General features: G+C 75.5%; 16 protein-coding genes. 8 read left to right on the top strand and 8 right to left on the bottom strand.

The genetic code is table 11. The features are described from left to right. The first annotated feature begins 30 nt into the window (after window positions 1-30). The 4 genes from LUW75_RS20480 to LUW75_RS20465 all read left to right on the top strand — a co-directional run bounded on the left by LUW75_RS20480 (window position 31) and on the right by LUW75_RS20465 (window position 4,871). On the top strand, window positions 31-795 hold the full coding sequence (locus tag LUW75_RS20480) for an IclR family transcriptional regulator (RefSeq protein WP_250336917.1): 765 nt from the start codon (window positions 31-33) through the stop codon (window positions 793-795). 261 nt (window positions 796-1,056) lie between these two features. Further along, complete coding sequence (locus tag LUW75_RS20475; protein ID WP_250336916.1) at window positions 1,057-1,815, top strand: MIP/aquaporin family protein; 759 nt, start codon at window positions 1,057-1,059, stop codon at window positions 1,813-1,815. 45 nt (window positions 1,816-1,860) lie between these two features. Next, entirely contained in the window at window positions 1,861-3,393 is a 1,533-nt protein-coding gene (gene glpK / locus LUW75_RS20470) for a glycerol kinase GlpK (protein ID WP_250336915.1), read from the top strand. Between the two features lie 386 nt (window positions 3,394-3,779). Continuing rightward, window positions 3,780-4,871: a PAC2 family protein gene (locus tag LUW75_RS20465; RefSeq protein WP_250336914.1), complete on the top strand. Its 1,092-nt coding sequence runs from the start codon at window positions 3,780-3,782 to the stop codon at window positions 4,869-4,871. 190 nt (window positions 4,872-5,061) lie between these two features. Here LUW75_RS20465 and mshC read toward each other — a convergent pair whose 3' ends face one another. The 4 genes from mshC to LUW75_RS20445 form a co-directional block, all read right to left on the bottom strand. After that, window positions 5,062-6,291, bottom strand: coding sequence for a cysteine--1-D-myo-inosityl 2-amino-2-deoxy-alpha-D-glucopyranoside ligase (gene mshC, locus LUW75_RS20460; protein WP_250336913.1), 1,230 nt, complete (start codon window positions 6,289-6,291; stop codon window positions 5,062-5,064). 110 nt (window positions 6,292-6,401) lie between these two features. Further along, complete coding sequence (locus LUW75_RS20455) at window positions 6,402-7,235, bottom strand: SCO1664 family protein (protein ID WP_250336912.1); 834 nt, start codon at window positions 7,233-7,235, stop codon at window positions 6,402-6,404. Then, window positions 7,199-7,789 (bottom strand): DUF3090 domain-containing protein, encoded by a 591-nt coding sequence (locus LUW75_RS20450; protein ID WP_250336911.1) that lies wholly within the window; start codon window positions 7,787-7,789, stop codon window positions 7,199-7,201. The genes LUW75_RS20455 and LUW75_RS20450 overlap by 37 nt, the downstream gene beginning before the upstream one ends. 81 nt (window positions 7,790-7,870) lie before the next feature. Then, complete coding sequence (locus LUW75_RS20445) at window positions 7,871-8,557, bottom strand: histidine phosphatase family protein (protein ID WP_250336910.1); 687 nt, start codon at window positions 8,555-8,557, stop codon at window positions 7,871-7,873. 52 nt (window positions 8,558-8,609) lie between these two features. Here LUW75_RS20445 and corA point away from each other — a divergent pair, with 52 nt between their 5' ends. Next, a complete protein-coding gene (gene corA / locus LUW75_RS20440; protein ID WP_250337748.1) occupies window positions 8,610-9,602 on the top strand; it encodes a magnesium/cobalt transporter CorA in 993 nt (330 codons plus the stop codon). A gap of 74 nt (window positions 9,603-9,676) precedes the next feature. Here the strand turns inward: corA and LUW75_RS20435 are convergent, their stop codons facing one another. Further along, window positions 9,677-10,462: a ferritin-like domain-containing protein gene (locus LUW75_RS20435; protein ID WP_250336909.1), complete on the bottom strand. Its 786-nt coding sequence runs from the start codon at window positions 10,460-10,462 to the stop codon at window positions 9,677-9,679. A gap of 228 nt (window positions 10,463-10,690) precedes the next feature. Further along, window positions 10,691-11,743 carry an LLM class F420-dependent oxidoreductase gene (locus LUW75_RS20430; RefSeq protein ID WP_250336908.1) on the bottom strand — a complete coding sequence of 351 codons (1,053 nt, stop codon included), beginning with the start codon at window positions 11,741-11,743 and terminating at the stop codon, window positions 10,691-10,693. 139 nt (window positions 11,744-11,882) lie between these two features. Between LUW75_RS20430 and LUW75_RS20425 the strand changes: the two genes are divergently transcribed. Both LUW75_RS20425 and LUW75_RS20420 read left to right on the top strand, forming a co-directional pair. Then, window positions 11,883-12,872 (top strand): aldo/keto reductase, encoded by a 990-nt coding sequence (locus tag LUW75_RS20425; protein WP_250336907.1) that lies wholly within the window; start codon window positions 11,883-11,885, stop codon window positions 12,870-12,872. Beyond that, window positions 12,869-15,016 (top strand): helix-hairpin-helix domain-containing protein, encoded by a 2,148-nt coding sequence (locus LUW75_RS20420; RefSeq protein ID WP_250336906.1) that lies wholly within the window; start codon window positions 12,869-12,871, stop codon window positions 15,014-15,016. The genes LUW75_RS20425 and LUW75_RS20420 overlap by 4 nt, the downstream gene beginning before the upstream one ends. A gap of 57 nt (window positions 15,017-15,073) precedes the next feature. Here LUW75_RS20420 and LUW75_RS20415 read toward each other — a convergent pair whose 3' ends face one another. After that, the gene (locus LUW75_RS20415) at window positions 15,074-15,736 is read right to left on the bottom strand and encodes a hypothetical protein (RefSeq protein ID WP_250336905.1); all 663 of its coding nucleotides are present in this window, start codon (window positions 15,734-15,736) and stop codon (window positions 15,074-15,076) included. Between the two features lie 47 nt (window positions 15,737-15,783). Between LUW75_RS20415 and LUW75_RS20410 the strand changes: the two genes are divergently transcribed. Then, the gene (locus LUW75_RS20410) at window positions 15,784-15,972 is read left to right on the top strand and encodes a DUF5703 family protein (protein ID WP_005319466.1); all 189 of its coding nucleotides are present in this window, start codon (window positions 15,784-15,786) and stop codon (window positions 15,970-15,972) included. A gap of 86 nt (window positions 15,973-16,058) precedes the next feature. On the opposite strand, the gene LUW75_RS20405 is transcribed toward LUW75_RS20410, so the two are convergent. Next, window positions 16,059-16,784: a chaplin gene (locus LUW75_RS20405; RefSeq protein WP_250336904.1), complete on the bottom strand. Its 726-nt coding sequence runs from the start codon at window positions 16,782-16,784 to the stop codon at window positions 16,059-16,061. Window positions 16,785-16,918: the final 134 nt, after the last annotated feature.

The raw sequence follows: 16,918 nt of genomic DNA, 5'->3' as shown, positions 1-16,918 counted from the left end.
TCGAACCGCGGAGTGAGGAAGCAGGCCGGGATGGCGAAGAACATCCAGTCGCTCGAGCGAGCGGCGGCGACGCTGCGGCTGCTCGCGGGCGGGGAGCGCCGGCTGGGCCTCTCCGACATCGCGTCGGCCCTCGGCCTGGCCAAGGGGACGGTGCACGGCATCCTGCGCACGCTGCAGGCGGAGGGGCTGGTCGAGCAGGACGCCGCGTCGGGCCGGTACCGGCTGGGGGCGGAGCTGCTGCGGCTCGGCTGCGGCTACCTGGACGTGAGCGAGCTGCGGGCACGGGCGCTGGCGTGGACGGACGACCTGGCCAGGTCGAGCGGCGAGAGCGTGCACCTGGGCGTCCCGCACCGGCACGGGGTGCTCGTCGTCCACCACGTCTTCCGCCCGGACGGCAGCCGCCAGGTCCCGGAGGTCGGCGCGATGCAGCCGCTGCACTCCACGGCGCTGGGGAAGGTGCTGTCGGCGTACGACCCGGTGGCACGCGGCGAGGTCGCGCGGGGGCGCCGCGAGGCGTTCACCTCCCGTACGGTCACGGCGGCGGACGACCTCGAGGAGCTGCTGGAGCTGGCGCGGGCGCGCGGCTGGGCCGCGGACGTGGAGGAGACCTGGGAGGGCGTCGCGTCGGTGGCGGCGCCCGTCCACGACCGGTGGCGGACGGCGGTGGGGGCGGTGGCCGTCACCGGCGCCGTCGAGCGGATCTGCGAGGGGGGCGAGCCGCGCTCCGGGCTGGTCGCCGCCGTACGCGAGTGCGCGCGCGCCGTCTCGCGCGACCTGGGCGCCGGGCGCTTCTGACCCGTGGACCCCGCCCGGACCCGCGGCGGGGCCGGTGCTGCACGGGGCCGCGGTGTTCGAACCCGTTCGGCCCGGAGTCTTGACGCGCTGTCACACGGAGACGAGACTGCCGTTCGATGGTCGTCATCGTCGAACAGTGAACGGAACAGCGCGTTAGGGTGTGGGCACGCCGGGAGGCCGGTGCCGCCCTCGCCCCGGGGCCCGGGCGCCGGGAGATCCGGGTCCCCCCTCTCCTCCGGACGAAGGACAAAGGAGTCGCGGGTGTCCAGCTCCGACATCTTCATCGGCGAGACCATCGGCACCGCCGTGCTCGTCCTGCTCGGCGGAGGCGTCGTCGCCGCCGTGGTGCTCAAGGGCTCGAAGGCGCGGAACGCCGGCTGGCCGGCCGTCACCTTCGGGTGGGGCTTCGCGGTCATGACCGCCGTCTACACGGCCGGTTCCCTCTCCGGCGCCCACCTGAACCCGGCGGTGACCGTCGGCATCGCCCTCGGGAACGGGGAGTGGGACGTCGTCCCCTTCTACTTCGCCGGCCAGTTCCTCGGCGCCATGATCGGGGCCGTCCTCGTCTGGGTGGCCTACTACGGCCAGTTCCGGGCCCACCTGACCGACCCGGAGACCGCCTCGGAGCCCGCCGCCGCGGGTCCCGGACCGGTGCTCGGGGTCTTCTCCACCGGCCCGGAGATCCGCAACGTCTGGCAGAACCTCGCGACGGAGGCCATCGGCACCCTGGTGCTCGTCCTGGCCGTGCTCACCCAGGGACTCAACGAGGGCGGCAGGGGTCTGAACGCCCTCGGCGGCCTGGTCGTCGCCCTCGTCGTCGTCGGCATCGGCCTGTCGCTCGGCGGCCCGACCGGTTACGCCGTCAACCCGGCCCGCGACCTCGGTCCCCGCATCGTGCACGCCCTGCTGCCCCTGCCCAACAAGGGCGGCTCCGACTGGGGGTACGCCTGGATCCCCGTCGCGGGCCCGCTGGTCGGCGCGGCCGCGGCCGCGGGGATCCACTCCCTCGCGTTCGCCTGAGCCCGACCGGCCCGATCCGCCCACCCACCCCGAGGAGCGCACCCCATGACCGCCACGGCCTCCCGCGGCACCGGCCCGTTCGTCGCCGCCATCGACCAGGGCACCACCTCCAGCCGCTGCATCGTCTTCGACCGCGACGGGCGCGTCGTCTCCGTCGCCCAGAAGGAGCACCGGCAGATCCTCCCCAGGCCCGGCTGGGTGGAGCACGACGCCGCCGAGATCCGGGCGCACGTCCGGGAGGTCGTCGACGGCGCCGTCGGGAGGGCCGGCGTCACCGCGGCCGACGTGAGGGCCGTCGGCATCACCAACCAGCGCGAGACGACGCTGCTCTGGGACAGGAGGACCGGTGAGCCCGTCCACCACGCGATCGTCTGGCAGGACACCCGCACCGACGCGCTGTGCAGGGAACTCGGCCGGAACGTCGGCCAGGACCGCTTCCGCCGCGAGACCGGCCTCCCGCTGGCCTCCTACTTCGCCGGTCCCAAGATCCGCTGGCTGCTCGACAACGTCGAGGGCCTGCGCGAGCGGGCCGAGCGCGGCGAGATCCTCTTCGGCACCATGGACTCCTGGATCGTCTGGAACCTGACCGGCGGCGCCGACGGCGGCCGCCACGTCACCGATGTGACCAACGCCTCCCGCACCATGCTGATGAACCTCCACACGATGGAGTGGGACGAGCGGATCCTGCGGTCCATGGAGGTGCCCGCCGCGATCCTCCCGGAGATCCGCTCCTCCGCCGAGGTCTACGGCCGCGTCAGGGGCGGCGCCCTGGACGGCGTCCCCGTCGCCTCCGCGCTCGGCGACCAGCAGGCGGCCCTGTTCGGGCAGGCCTGCTTCGCGGAGGGCGAGGCCAAGTCGACGTACGGCACCGGCACCTTCATGCTGATGAACACCGGCGGCAGAGTGATCAACTCCTACAGCGGACTGCTCACCACCGTGGGATACCGGATCGGCGGTGACGCGCCGGTCTACGCCCTGGAGGGCTCCATCGCCGTCACCGGCTCTCTCGTCCAGTGGATGCGCGACCAGATGGGCCTCATCGGCACCGCGGCCGAGATCGAGCCTCTGGCCCTGTCCGTCGAGGACAACGGCGGCGCCTACTTCGTGCCGGCCTTCTCCGGGCTGTTCGCCCCGTACTGGCGCTCCGACGCCCGCGGCGTGATCGCCGGCCTGACCCGGTACGTCACCAAGGCGCACCTCGCCCGTGCGGTGCTGGAGGCCACCGCCTGGCAGACCCGTGAGATCTCCGACGCCATGACCAGGGACTCCGGCGTCGAGCTCGCCGCGTTGAGGGTCGACGGCGGCATGACCTCCAACAACCTGCTGATGCAGGTCCTCTCGGACGTACTCGGCGTGCCCGTGGTGCGCCCGGTGGTCGCCGAGACCACCTGCCTCGGCGCGGCCTACGCCGCCGGCCTGGCCGTCGGCTTCTGGCCCGACACCGACGCGCTGCGGTCCAACTGGCGGCGGGACGCCGAGTGGACCCCGCGCATGGACGCGGAGACCCGCGACCGCGAGTACCGGAAGTGGCTCAAGGCCGTCGAGCGGACCATGGGCTGGGTGGAGGACGGGAAGTAGGCCGGCCGCCGCCCCGCGGAACGTCCTGGCCGCCGGGCCGTACCCGCCCCGGGCCCCCACCGGGGCGGGGGCGAGGTCCCCGGCGCTCCCCCGCGCCCCCGCGGGGGAGCCCGCCCCCCGCGCGGCCCGCGCGCCGGGCGCCCGGTCCCGCGGGGGCGGGGTCCCCGGCCGGTCCGTCCGGCGGACGCCGACGGGCGTCCCGGACGTGCCTCCCCGTCCCCCGGCGGGGCGGGGGTCCTCCGGCGGATCCCGGGTGTCCGGGGTCCTGCCGGGGGTAGGGGCGGGAGGGCCGGCACCGCACCCGGAGGTGTGCAAGTGGCTGCGGACGGGGTGCCCGAACGCCGTAAGGTTGGTTCGTACGCACGGAACTTCGGAAGGAGGCCTGGGTGATCGAGCTCGAGGGGGTTCCCGAGCTGATCGACCCGGTCATGGTGGCCGCGTTCGAGGGCTGGAACGACGCCGGCGACGCCGCCTCCACCGCGGTCGCGCACCTGGAGCGGGAGTGGAAGGGCGAGGTGTTCGCGGCGCTCGACGCCGAGGACTACTACGACTTCCAGGTCAACCGGCCCACGGTGTGGCTGGACGGCGGGGTGCGGAGGATCACCTGGCCCACCACCCGGCTGTCCGTGGTCCGCGTGGGCGGTGAGAAGCCTCGCGACCTGGTGCTGGTCCGCGGCATAGAGCCGTCGATGCGCTGGCGGTCGTTCTGCAACGAGCTGCTGGGCTTCGCCCATGAGCTGGGCGTGGAGATGGTCGTGATCCTCGGCGCGCTGCTCGGCGACACCCCGCACACGCGGCCGGTCCCGGTCAGCGGCGTCACGTCCGACCCGGACCTGGCGCGGCGGATGGAGCTGGAGGAGACCCGGTACGAGGGGCCGACGGGCATCGTCGGCATCCTCCAGGAGGCGTGCGCGCACGCCGGCGTCCCGGCGGTCAGCCTCTGGGCGGCGGTGCCGCACTACGTGTCCCAGCCGCCGAACCCCAAGGCCACACTGGCCCTCCTCAACCGGCTGGAGGACCTGATCGGGCTGCGCGTCCCACTCGGCGAACTGGCCGAGGACGCCCGCGCGTGGCAGCTCGGCGTGGACCAACTGGCCTCCGAGGACAGCGAGGTGGCCGAGTACGTGCAGACGCTGGAGGAGGCGCGGGACACGGCCGAACTGCCCGAGGCGTCCGGCGAGGCCATCGCCCGCGAGTTCGAGCGTTACCTGCGGCGTCGGGACGGCGGCCCGGGCGCGGGGCAGGGCGGTCCCCCCGGTGCGGGCGGGCACGCCACCGACGGCGGTGACGCCTCGTACCTGCGCGACCCGGCCGGCGGCCGTCCGCGCCCGCCGAAGGCCCCCGGCCCCGGCCCCGGCGCCGGGGGCCCGGCGGGCGGCGGCCGGGACGAGGGCGCCGAGGACGCCGAGGACGGCGACTCGAACAGCGGCTCGGGCGACGGCTCGGGCGACGGCGGCCGGGAGGGCTCGGCGGAGTAGGACCCGCGAGTTCGCGGCGGGGCGGCGCCGTCACGGCGGGGCCGCCCCGCCGCCGTGCCTTTCGGGCCGGTGCGGACCCGCGCCGTACGGCGGGTCCGCGACGCCGGCGCCGCCCCGGGACGAGGGCTCCCGAGCGGCCGGCGGGGGCCGGGAGGTCGGGGGCACCGCGCCCCTCAGGGCACCGCGTCCGTCAGAGCGCCACGCCCATCAGGGCGTCGACGGTGCGGGAGACCAGGCCGGGCGCACCCTCGTCCGTACCGCCCTCGGCGCGCTGGAGCTCCACCCAGCGGTCGACGGCGGCGAGCGCCGCCGGCGTGTCCAGGTCGTCGGCGAGCGCCTCGCGGACCTCTTCGACCAGCCGGTCGGCCGAGGGCCCGTCGGGGCGGGAGACGGCGGCGCGCCAGCGGCCGAGCCGCTCGACGGCGTCGTCGAGGACCCGGTCGGTCCACTCCCAGTCGGCCCGGTAGTGGTGGGCGAGCAGGGCGAGGCGGATCGCGGCCGGGTCGACGCCACGGCGGCGCAGCGCGGAGACGAAGACCAGGTTTCCCCTGGACTTCGACATCTTCTCGCCGTGCAGGGCGACCATCCCGGCGTGCACGTACGCCTTGGCGAAGGGGAACTCGCCGGTCAGCGCGTGGGCGTGGGAGGTGCCCATCTCGTGGTGCGGGAAGACCAGGTCGGAACCGCCTCCCTGGACGTCGAAGCCCATGCCGAGGTGGTCGAGCGCGATGGCGACGCACTCGATGTGCCAGCCGGGGCGGCCGGGGCCGAGGGACCCGCCGTCCCAGCTGGGCTCGCCCTCGCGGGCGGCCAGCCACAGCAGCGGGTCGAGCGGGTTCTTCTTGCCGGGGCGGTCGGGGTCGCCTCCGCGTTCGGCGGACAGGGCCCGCATGACGCCGGCGTCGTAGTGGGAGACCTCGCCGAAGTGGGGGTCGGCCTCCACGGAGAAGTAGACGTCGCCGTCCAGTTCGTAGGCGGCGCCCGTGTCGCGCAGCCGCTCGACGAGCGGGACGATGCCGGGTATCGCTTCGACGGCGCCGACGTAGTGCTTCGGCGGCAGCATCCGCAGGGCCGTCATGTCCTCCCGGAACAGGGAGGTCTCGCGCTCGGCGAGCCCGGTCCAGTCGACGCCGTCGCGGGCGGCCCGCTCCAGGAGGGGGTCGTCCACGTCGGTGACGTTCTGCACGTAGTGCACCTGCCGCTTGGTGTCGAGCCACACGCGCTGAACGAGGTCGAACGCGTTGTAGGTCGCCGCATGACCCATGTGGGTCGCGTCGTACGGCGTGATGCCGCAGACGTAGATGCGGGCGACGGGGCCGGGGTCGAGGGTCACTCGTCCGCCGGTCGCGGTGTCGTGGATCCGGAGGTCGCGGCCCTTGCCGGGCAGGGCGGGGACCTCGGAAGCGGGCCAGGCATGCATGCCCCGAGCGTAACCGGACGGGTGTTCCGGATACGAACCGGATGCGGAAGCACGACCGGTTCGGCGTTCTTGCGCACTGCGCCGCGGTGTGCTGTCCGCCCCGGCCCGGGTCAGACGGGCGGCCAGGGGATGGACGGCCAGCCGCCGGAGGGCCCGGGGTGCCGGGAGGTGGTGCGCAGGGCCGCGACACGGGCGCGCAGGGCGTCCAGCTCGGCCGGGGTGATCAGTTGTTCCAGGCGGGCGGTGAGCGGGGCGCCGGGAGCCAGCTCCGCGTCGAGGCGGGCCAGGACGTCCAGCGCCTCCTCGGGCAGGGGCTCCCCCGCCCAGCCCCAGAACAGCGTCCGCAGCTTGTCGTCGACGTGGAAGGTGACGCCGTGGTCGATGGCGTGGAGCCGGCCGTCGGCGGACGGGAGCAGGTGGCCGCCCTTGCGGTCCCCGTTGTTGATCACGGCGTCGAGCACGGCGAGCCGCCGCAGCCGCGGATCGTCGGCGTGGACGAGCAGTGCCGTGCGGCCGCCGCCCACGTCGGCGCGGCCCACCGGCCGCCATCCGTCGCCCGCCTCGTCGCCGTCGACGAGCGAGAGCAGCGGCGGCGCCGACGGGTCGGCGTCGATCCACTGCTGGACCGTGCCCGGCCCGTACGGCCCGTCGCGCAGGACGGTGGGCGGGACGAGGCCCCAGCCCGTGGCGTCGGAGACGGCGTACGCGGCGGCCTCCCGCCGGGCGAGCGTGCCGTCCGGGAAGTCCCACAGGGGCCGCTCGCCCGCGACCGGTTTGTACGCGCAGTCGGCCTCGGCACCCTGGTACGCGACGGAGCACAGCAGCACCGCGTTGGACGCCCCGCGGACCCGCCCGCGTACCGTCAGCTCACCCTCGGCGAGCAGTTCCAGCACGTCGGCGGTGGCCGTCAGGCCCCGCGGCGGTATCCGTTCTGACGCGGACATACGTGTCCCTCCGGGTCGAGCGGCAGGCTGCACAGGGGGCACGGCGGGCGGCCGGCGTTGACGACGTCCAGGGCGCGCTTGGCGAAGGCCCGTGCCTGGGCTCCGGTGAGCCGGACGCGGAGCATCGGGGGGCCGTTCTCCTCGTCCTGGAGGAGGCGCTCCTCCGCCTCGGCGAGGTCCTCCTCGGACTCCGCGTCGAGTTCGACGAGCGCCTGCGCCTCGACGACGAGCCGCTGGTCCTCGCCGTCCCAGGCGAGCGCCATGGTCCCGACGCGGAACTCCTCCTCGACGGGGGTGTCGAGCGGCGCGGTGTCGGTGGCGTCGGCGGGGGCGACGGCCGGGACCGGGGCGCTGCCCCCGGTGCGGCGCACGACCTCGTCGAGGAGTTCGTCCATGCGCTCGGCGAGCGCCGCGACCTGGGCCTTCTCCAGGGCGACGCTGGTGACCCGGCCTCCGGCGGACGCCTGGAGGAAGAACGTGCGGCGGCCAGGCAGCCCGACCGTACCGGCCACGAAGCGCTCCGGCGGGTCGTAGAGGAACACCTGACGGGACACGTTCCCTCTCCCTTGGTCTCGGTTCGCGGGTCGGACGCCACGGCCGCCCGGCGGCGCGTCCAACCCTACTGTGCGGAGCGATCACGGTGCGCCCGCGCCGCCGCCGACCTGCGCGGCGGCCCCCGTGCCGCCTTCGCGGGGGGCGAGGGCGCCGAGGTCGCCGGTGTCGCCGAGGCGGATCAGGAACGGGCGGGTGCGGGTGTAGCGGATCGCGGTGACGGAGCACGGGTCGACGTGGAGGCGCTGGAAGAGGTCGAGGTGGAGGCCGAGGGCGTCCGCGACGAGCGCCTTGATGACGTCGCCGTGCGAGCACATCAGGTACGCGGCGTCCTCGCCGTGCCCGGACGCCACGCGCGCGTTCCAGTCCCGCACGGCGTCCACGGCGCGGGCCTGCATGGCGCGCATGGACTCGCCGCCGGGGAAGGCGGCGGCGGACGGGTGGTGCTGGACGACGTCCATGAGCGGCTCGCCGGCGAGCTCGGCCAGCTCGCGGCCGGACCAGTCGCCGTAGTCGCACTCGTTGACCCGCTCCTCGGTGTGGAGGGCCAGCCCGGGACGGGCGGCGAGGAGCGGGGCGAGCGTCTGGCGGCAGCGCTCCAGGGGGCTGCTGACGGCCAGGGCGAGCGGCACCCCGTCGAGCCGCCCGGGCAGCGCGGCGGCCTGGGCGGCGCCGCGCTCGTCGAGGGCGACTCCCGGGGTGCGGCCCGCGAGGACGCCGGCGGTGTTCGCGGTGGACCGGCCGTGCCGGACCAGGATCAGCGTCGCCATGACGGCAAGGGTAGGCGGCGGGGCAGGCGTGGGGGCCGTGGTCCGGGGAAGAATACGCGCCGTGATCGTGGACTGTGCCATCTACCGGGACGGGCGCCGCCGCCGGGGCCCCTCCGATGTCGTCACCGCTCTGGAGGAGGCGCGGGACGCGGTCGACGCGTTCCTGTGGATCGGGCTGTACGAGCCGACCGCCGAGGAGTTCGACCGGGTGTCGGCGGAGTTCGGGTTGCACCCGCTGGCCGTGGAGGACGCCCTGAAGGCGCACCAGCGGCCGAAGCTGGAGGTGTACGACGACTCGCTGTTCCTGGTCCTGAAGCCGGTGGTGTACGAGCCGGAGGGCGACACGGTCTCCACCGGCGAGCTGATGGTGTTCATGGGCGACTCGTTCGTGGTGACGGTGCGGCACGGCGAGGGGTCACCGCTGGCGGAGGTGCGGCGGCGGCTGGAGTCCGATCCGGACGTGCTGCGGCAGGGACCGACGTCGGTGCTGTACGCGGTGAGCGACGCCGTGGTCGACCACTACGTGGAGGTCGCCGACGAGCTCCAGCTGGACCTGGAGGAGCTGGAGGCGGAGGTCTTCCAGCCGACGGGGGGCGACGCGAAGAACACGGCCGCGCGGATCTACCAGTTCAAGCGGCAGGTGCTGGAGTTCCGGCGCGCGACGGGTCCGCTGGGCGGGCCGATGGAGCGGCTGGCGGGGGCGGGCGTGCCGTACGTGAACGAGGCGGCGCGGCCGTTCTTCCGGGACGTCAGCGACCACCTGACCCGCGCCGGGGAGCACGTGGAGGGGCTGGACCGGCTGCTGACCGACATCCTGTCCGCGCATCTGGCGCAGATGGGCGTGCGGCAGAACGACGACATGCGGAAGATCTCCGCCTGGGCGGCGATGGCGGCGGTGCCGACGATGGTCGCGGGCGTGTACGGGATGAACTTCACGCACATGCCGGAACTGCACTGGCGGTGGGGGTACCCGGCGGCGGTGGGGCTGATGGCGGCCGCGGTGACCGGCCTGTACCGGTTGTTCAAGCGGCGCGGCTGGCTGTGACGCGCCCGGGTCCGCGGCGGACCGGTCCGGCCGCGCGGCGCGCCGGGGCCCGGCGGGCCGTGCGGGCGGGCGCGTCAGAGGACGGGCGCGGGCCGGGCGGGGCCGCCGAGGGCGTCGCGGCGCTCGGGCGGGGAGAGGGCGACCATGCGCCGCCAGCCGAAGGCCCGCTCGTACGCGTACCGGGCGCGGATGCCGGCCTCGAGGACGGCCGACTTGGCGCGCGGCCACTTCAGGATGCCGCCCAGGTGGTCCGTGACGGCGAGGCTCACGTCGCGGTGGACCGCGATCTCCGCGAGGGCGCACTCGCGCAGGGTGCGCCGGACGGCGCGGTCGTGGCCGGCGCGGGCCAGACGCAGCAGTTCCTCGTGGCAGTAGGCGAGGTGGTTGTCCTCGTCGTCGCCGATCATCCGGACGGCCCTGCCGATCTCCGGGTGGTCGCCGAAGTGCCGTACGAGCAGGTTCATCTGCTCCGCGGCGCGCTGCTCGGTGACGCGGCTGTGCGCGAGGTAGACGACGACGTCGTGCTCGGTGAGCGGCTCGTCGCGGCGCAGCCGGTCGTGGGCGAGGCCGATGCCGGAGCGTTCGAGGAGCATCGTGTAGTCGGTCTCGGGCGGGACGGGCACCGGGTCGAGCCCGCGCTTCCTCAGCAGCGCGCCGAAGATGCGGCCGTGCTTGTCCTCGTCGGCGCCGTGCCGGGTGATCTTGGGGGCCAGGTGGCTCAGGGACGGGGGGACCAGGGCGGCGATCCGGGCGTTCTCCCAGCCGCCCTGCGCCTCGCCCCCGGCCGCGATCGAGCAGAACAGCTGGTAGGCCTCGTCGCTGTCGACGATCTCCTGGAACAGGCTGCGGGCCGAGAGCATCGCTGTCACCTCCACGTGTCGGCACGAGTCAAAGCCCGTGCCGGAGGGGAGGCAACACCGCGCCGCCCCCCGCTGCGCCGAACGGAGCAGCGGGCGGGACCCGTCCGCCGCCGGGCGTAACCGGGCGGCGGGTGGCGCGTTGTGCTGCGTGACGGCCGTGGCGGGGATGACCCCGAGCCCCCACCACGGCCGCAGGCCTGCCCGGCGGTCGCGGGGCACCGGGCGCGGTCAGCCGGCGAGGCCGGCGCGCTCCAGCGCCTCGGTGCCGGCGCGCAGCGCGGCGATCCGCTCGTCGAGGGTGGAGCCGGCGGGGGTCAGGGTGAGGGTGGTGACGCCGGCCGCCGCGTACTCCCGCATCCGGTCCGCGATCCGCTCGACGGGGCCGAGCAGCGTCGTGTCGTCGATCAGCCGGTGCGGCACGGCCGCGGCGGCGCCGTGCTTGTCGCCGGCGAGGTACCTGTCCTGGATCTCGGCGGCTTCCTTCTCGTACCCCATGCTCCGGGCGAGCCGGTTGTAGAAGTTCTGCCGGCGGCTGCCCATGCCGCCGACGTACAGGGCGGTGTGGGGGCGGAAGACGTCGGCGAGGGCGTGGACGTCGTCGCCGACGGCGAGCGGGACGGTGGGGCAGACGTCGAAGCCGTCCATGGTCAGCCCGGCCTTCCGGCGTCCGGCGCGGACGTGCCGCAGGGCGGTCTCCTCCAGGTGGGCGGCCGAGGCGAAGACGAGCAGCGCGCCGTCGGCGATCTCGCCGGTCTGTTCGAGGTTCCTGGGCCCGATGGCGGCGATGTAGAGCGGGATGCGCTCGCGTCGCGGGTGGACGGTCAGCCTGATCGGCTTGCCGGGGCCGCCGGGCAGCGGCAGGGTCCAGTGCTCGCCGTCGTGGACGAGGCGCTCGCGGGACATGGCCTTGCGCACGATCTCGACGTACTCGCGGGTGCGCGAGAGCGGCTTGTCGAACGCGACCCCGTACCAGCCCTCGGACACCTGCGGGCCCGACACGCCGAGGCCGAGGCGGAAGCGGCCGTCCGACAGCGAGTCGAGGGTGGCGGCCGTCATGGCGGTCATGGCCGGCTGGCGCGCCGGGATCTGCATGATCGCCGAACCGACGTCGATGTTCGAGGTCCGGGCGGCGACCCAGGCGAGGACGGTGGGCGCGTCGGAGCCGTACGCCTCGGCGGCCCAGCACACGTCGTAGCCGAGGCGGTCCGCCTCCCTGGCGACGGCGAGGTTGTCGCCGTCCATGCCCGCCCCCCAGTAGCCGAGGTTGATGCCGAGCCGCATGCCGATCCCCTTTTACCGATCAGTAACGTCCGTGGTGTGCGGACTCTAGCGCGCGGGCGGCCGCCGGGGCAGCGGGCCCGTCGGGCGCGTTGTCCACAGGGTCCCTCGGCCCGTGCCCCCGGCCAGTAATCTCGCGGCCATGGAGCAGAGGCATCTGGGCAGCACCGGCCTGCGCGTGTCCCGGATCGGGCTGGGCACCCTCATGTGGGGGCGGGACACGGACGAGCACGAGGCGGCCGAGCAGTTGAAGGCGTTCTGGCAGGCCGGCGGGACCTTCGTCGACACGGCGGACGTGTACGGCGGCGGGGAGGCCGAGTACCTGCTGGGGCAGCTGGTGGAGCGGCTGGTGCCGCGCCGCGACCTGGTCATCGCCACGAAGGCCGGGAGCGTGCCCGACCCGGACCCCGAGCGGCGCTTCGACGGCTCGCGGGGCCACCTGCTGGCCGCCTTGGACGCGTCGCTGGCGCGGCTGGGCACCGACTACGTGGACCTGTGGCAGGTGCACGCCTACGACCGGTGGACGCCGCTGGAGGAGACGCTCCAGGCCCTCGACACGGCGGTGGCCAGCGGCCGGGCCCGGTACGTGGGGGTGGCGAACTTCTGCGGCTGGCAGCTGGCCAAGGCGGCGACGTGGCAGCTGTCCGCGCCGGGCGCGCGGACGCGGCTGGCCGGTGCGCAGATGGAGTACTCGCTGCTCCAGCGCGGCGTGGAGCGGGAGGTGCTGCCCGCCGCCCGGGACCTGGGCGTGGGCCTGCTGCCGTCGTCGCCGCTGGGCCGGGGCGTGTTGACCGGCAAGTACCGCAAGGGCGTCCCGGCCGGCTCGCGGGGCGCGTCGGAGCACATGGCGCCGTTCGTGGAGCCGTACCTGGACGAGTCGGCGCAGCGCGTCGTGGACGCCGTGGCGACGGCGGCGGACGGGCTGGCGGTGACGCCGCTCCAGGTCGCCCTGGCCTGGGTGCGGGACCGTCCGGGCGTGACGGCGCCGGTGGTGGGGGCGCGGACCGCGCGGCAGCTCACGGCGGCGCTGTCGGTGGAGGGCCTTACCCTTCCTGACGAGATCCGCAGGGCGCTGGACGACGTGTCGGCGCCCGTACACCGCTACCCCGACCAGGACTGGAGCACCCTGTGACCGCGCACCCCCGGGAAGAGAACCCCGACTCCCCGGCCGCCGAGACCGCCCCGGGCGCCCCCGCCCCGCCGGAGCGGGACACCGCGGGGCCCGCGCCCACCGCCGGGGCGGGGGCGCCCGGGGCGGACGCGGAGGGCGCGAAAGGCGCGGAGACGGACGCGGACGGCGCGGGGTCCGCCTCGGAGGATTCCGGGGCTCAGGCCGTCCTGGCGGCCCAGCGGGAGCTGCGGGAGCGGATCGAGCGCCGCAAGGCCGAACGCGGTGGTCCGATCGCGAGCGGCGCCAAGCTGAGCGGGCGGGCCGCCGACCTGCTGGCTGCGGTACGGGCCGTGGAGAGCGGGGAGAAGCCGGCCGTCGCGTTCGAATCCTCCCCCGCCCCGGCGGCGGCGCCGCACCGGGCCGCTCCCCCGCCCGCGGCGCCCCCGCGGACCGGGCCGCCCACGCCGGCCGGGCCGCGCGCGGCGCCGGAGACCGTGCGGGCCGTGCGGTCCGTGCTGACCGAGGGCGGCGCGCCCGAGTCACTGGCGGTGCGGGTCGCGGACGTGCTCGGGGAGGAGGCCGGCGCGCTGTTGCGCGCGGACCCCTGGCGGCTCCTGGCCGTACCGGGCGTGCGGCCGGAGCAGGCGGACGGCTTCGCGCGGGCACTGCTCGGCGCGGAGGACGGGCCCGGTGACGCGCGGCGGACGGACGCCCTCGTGGGCTGGCTGCTGGAGCGCGCCGCGCTGCGGGGACATACGGCGATGGAGGCGGCGGCCGTGCGGGCGGCGCTCGCCGAGCGGTCCGTGCCGGACCCCGGGGAGGCCGTGCGGCGTGCCGTCGCGGAGGGTGCCGTGCTGGACTTCCACGACGGAGGAGGCGGCGAGGGGGACGAGGAGGCGGACGCGGAAGGGGCCGGGGAGCCGCCGGTGCTGCTGGGCCTGGACCGATACGCCCTGGCCGAGGAGAGCCTCGCGGACGGCCTGTCCCGGCTGGCCCGCTCCGGTCCCGACCCGCGCTGGACGGGGGCCGCCCCGCCGGAGCTGGCCCGGGCGGTCGCCGCGCAGGGCCTGGTGGTGCACACGGGCGGTGAGGCGGCGCGCGCCGAGCCGGTCGCGCTGGCCGGGGCGGCGCGCGGACTGGGGCTGCGTTCGGCCGTGGCGGTCCACGGCGAGAACGGCCGCCGCAGGCTCGGCCCCGAGGTGGGGGCCGTCACGGTGGCGGCGCTGCTGTCGGGCGCGGCGGGCCCGGGACGGGACGAGGACGGGGCCTTCGCCCTCGACCTGCTGGTGGTGCTGGACGCCCCGCAGCTGGACGTGGAGACGGCGGCGATGCTCGTGGAGTCCGTGCCGGACGGCTGCCGGCTGGTGCTGAGCGGCGATCCGCACGTCCTGCCGTCGGCCGGCGCGGGGCGGGTCTTCGGGGATCTGCTGGCGGCGCGGGTGTGCCCGCAGATCGCGTCCCGCACGCCGGACCCGGGACCGATCGGGGAGCTGGTGTCCGGGATCGCCGCCGGCGAGCTGGTCGAGGTGGACGCGCCGGGCCGGGAGGTCGTGATCGTCCCGGTACGGGACGCGGGCGAGGCGGTGCACCGGACGGTGCAGCTGGTCGCCGACTCGGTGCCGAGGGCGTTGGGCCTGCCGGCGGAGCGGACGCAGGTGATCACGGTGGGCCACGGCGGCTCGGCGGGGACACGGGCGCTGAACGCGGCGCTGAAGCAGCGGTTGAACCCGGGGCCGGGCCGTTTCGGCGGCTTCGACCCGGGCGACCGGGTGGCGTACGCGGAGGCACCGGGCCGCACGCTGCAGGGGCGGGTGGTGTCGGCGGACGCGGAGGGGCTGCACCTCGACTGCGAGGGGCGACCGGAGCCGGTCGTCGTGCCGAAGGACCGGGTGGAGCCGGCGGTGCGGCACGGCTGGGCGCTGACCGCGCACCAGGCGGCCGGGATGCGCTGGCCCGCGGCGGTCGTGGTGCTGCCGGGCGACGCGGTGGGCGGCCTGAACCGGGCGTGGGCGTACACGGCGTTCGGCCGGGGCGAGCGGCACCTGTCGGTCGTCCACGGCGTCGACCGGGCGCTGGCGCGGGCCGTCGCCGAGCCGCCGGGCCGGGAGCGGGTGACGCGGCTGCGGGGCCTGCTGGAAGCCCTCGCGGAGCCGGCCGGGGAGTAGGGTCCCGGTTCCCGTCCGCCGCGCCCTCCCGAGGAGGGCGGGCGCGGCGGACGGGGGTCAGGGCAGTTCGTGGGACCTGCCGCTCGGGTCCTCCTCGTAGAGTTCGTCCTCGTCGAAGACGGCGCTCACGTCGAAGCGGCAGATGACACGGCTCGGGTCGGCCTGGTCGAAGGGCGTGCTGAGCCACTCCCCCGGTTCGGGCAGCTCGTCGGCCGCCGCCACCCACAGGGTGGAGTCGCCCTCGTCGAGGCCGAACTCCTTGTGGCGGGAGGCGATCTCGTCCGGTTCGTACTCGCCGAACAGCACGCCGACCGCCGCGTGGACGCTGGAGCCGACCGCGGCGGCCGCCCCCGGCGTCTCGTCGTCGCGTTCGGCGTCGGCGATGCGCTGGGCCTGGGCGAGCAGCCGCTGGGGCTCCGCCACGGCGTAGTCACGGCGGATCAGCACGCTCAGCGCGGTGGGCTGGGCCGGCCCCGCGTACGGGGGCAGGGAGTCCTCGGCTCCGGGGATCTCGAAGGGCGTGACCTCGTCGTAGCGGTCGTAGAGCCGCTCGTCGTACGCCTCGGCCGCGGCGGCCAGGTCGTTGAACGCGGCGTAGACCGCCGGGTCGTCGTCACCGGTGCGGTTCTCGACCGCCGCCAGGTGCCGGTCGAGCGCGGCTTTGACCGCCTCGGCGGCGGCGCGTACCTCGGCAGCGGTGGGCTGCGCAGCATCAGACATACCGCAGACGCTATCCGTACCGGGGCCGTGCCCGCACAATAGATGCGATGCCGGAATATGAATTCGTCGATGTGTATGTGCCGCGGGGAGTCTCCCGGAAGGAGGCGACGCGACTGCTGACCGACCACGCCGAGTACGGGCACTGGGAGCTGGACCGACTCAGCCTGCACCGGGACGGGAGCCGCCGGGTGCGGCTGCGGAGGCGCATCATCCGTCAGGTGCGCGCCACCTGGTGAGGGACGGGGAGTGACGGAACGGGACGGAGCGGGCGCCGCACACTGCGGGGCCCGCTCCGTCGTGTGCACGACCGGGTGCGCTGCGCTTACGCGGTCCGGCGGGCGCGGCGGTAGAGGATCGTGCCGCCGAGGAGCGCTGCGGCGCCGGCCGGGGCCAGCAGGCCGAGCGCGGAGGCGCCGGTCTCGGCGAGCTGCTCACCGCCCTGCGGCGCGGTGCCGCCCTGTGGCGTGGCGCCGCCCTGCGGGGAGGGGCTCGGCGTGCTCGGAGCAGCGGGCCCGGCGTGCCCGTCCGGCGCACCGGGCTTGTCCGGCGTACCCGGCCTGTCCGGCGTACCGGGCTTGTTCGGGACGTCGGGCTTGCCCGGGGCATCGGGCTTGTCCGGCGTACCGGGCTTGTCCGGGGTCGCGCCGGTGGCGCAGCCGTTGCCGAAGGACGGGTTCAGGGCGCCGCCCACGTTCACGCTGTTGCCGCAGGCGTTCACCGGGACGTCGACCGGTGCCTGCACGTTGTTGCCCGAGGCGACACCCGGGGAGTCGGCGGCCGAGCCGTTCGCCTGCGCGCCGCCGGACTCGTTGACGCAGTTGTTGCCGAACGCCGGGTTGAGCGCGCCGACGACGTCGACGGTGTTACCGCAGACGTTCACCGGGACGCTGATCGGCGCCTGCACGTTGTTGCCCGAGGCGACACCCGGGGAGTTGACCGCGGCGCCGTCCGCCCCGGCCCCCGTCGCCGCGTGGGCGTAGCCGCCGAGGGCGAGTACGCCGCCCGCCGCCGCCACAATGGTCAGGCCCTTGCGCGTGACCTGTCGCATAGCTTGTTCCTGCCTTCTTGGCTTCCGGTTGCCCCCGCGCACCTCGCGCGGGAGCCGAATGCCCACCGGCCCCGGAGCGCGTGGGGCGCGCTCCGAGGCCGGCCGGGCTCCGACCCCTGAGGGGTCGAGACTCA

It is taken from the genome of Streptomyces sp. MRC013 (genome assembly GCF_023614235.1).
Classification (GTDB): Bacteria; Actinomycetota; Actinomycetes; order Streptomycetales; family Streptomycetaceae; genus Streptomyces.
The sequence above is the reverse complement of the archived record's forward strand: the minus strand, read 5'-3'. Positions and strand labels throughout refer to the sequence as shown.

Bases quoted from the DNA above. Each gene is read 5' to 3' on its own strand.
- LUW75_RS20445 (WP_250336910.1), bottom strand. From the start codon at position 8,557: ATGGCGACGCTGATCCTGGTCCGGCACGGCCGGTCCACCGCGAACACC.
- glpK (WP_250336915.1), top strand. From the start codon at position 1,861: ATGACCGCCACGGCCTCCCGCGGCACCGGCCCGTTCGTCGCCGCCATC.
- LUW75_RS20480 (WP_250336917.1), top strand. From the start codon at position 31: ATGGCGAAGAACATCCAGTCGCTCGAGCGAGCGGCGGCGACGCTGCGG.
- LUW75_RS20425 (WP_250336907.1), top strand. From the start codon at position 11,883: ATGGAGCAGAGGCATCTGGGCAGCACCGGCCTGCGCGTGTCCCGGATC.
- LUW75_RS20415 (WP_250336905.1), bottom strand. From the start codon at position 15,736: ATGTCTGATGCTGCGCAGCCCACCGCTGCCGAGGTACGCGCCGCCGCC.
- LUW75_RS20430 (WP_250336908.1), bottom strand. From the start codon at position 11,743: ATGCGGCTCGGCATCAACCTCGGCTACTGGGGGGCGGGCATGGACGGC.
- LUW75_RS20455 (WP_250336912.1), bottom strand. From the start codon at position 7,235: ATGTCCGCGTCAGAACGGATACCGCCGCGGGGCCTGACGGCCACCGCC.
- LUW75_RS20410 (WP_005319466.1), top strand. From the start codon at position 15,784: ATGCCGGAATATGAATTCGTCGATGTGTATGTGCCGCGGGGAGTCTCC.
- LUW75_RS20405 (WP_250336904.1), bottom strand. From the start codon at position 16,784: ATGCGACAGGTCACGCGCAAGGGCCTGACCATTGTGGCGGCGGCGGGC.
- LUW75_RS20435 (WP_250336909.1), bottom strand. From the start codon at position 10,462: ATGCTCTCGGCCCGCAGCCTGTTCCAGGAGATCGTCGACAGCGACGAG.
- mshC (WP_250336913.1), bottom strand. From the start codon at position 6,291: ATGCATGCCTGGCCCGCTTCCGAGGTCCCCGCCCTGCCCGGCAAGGGC.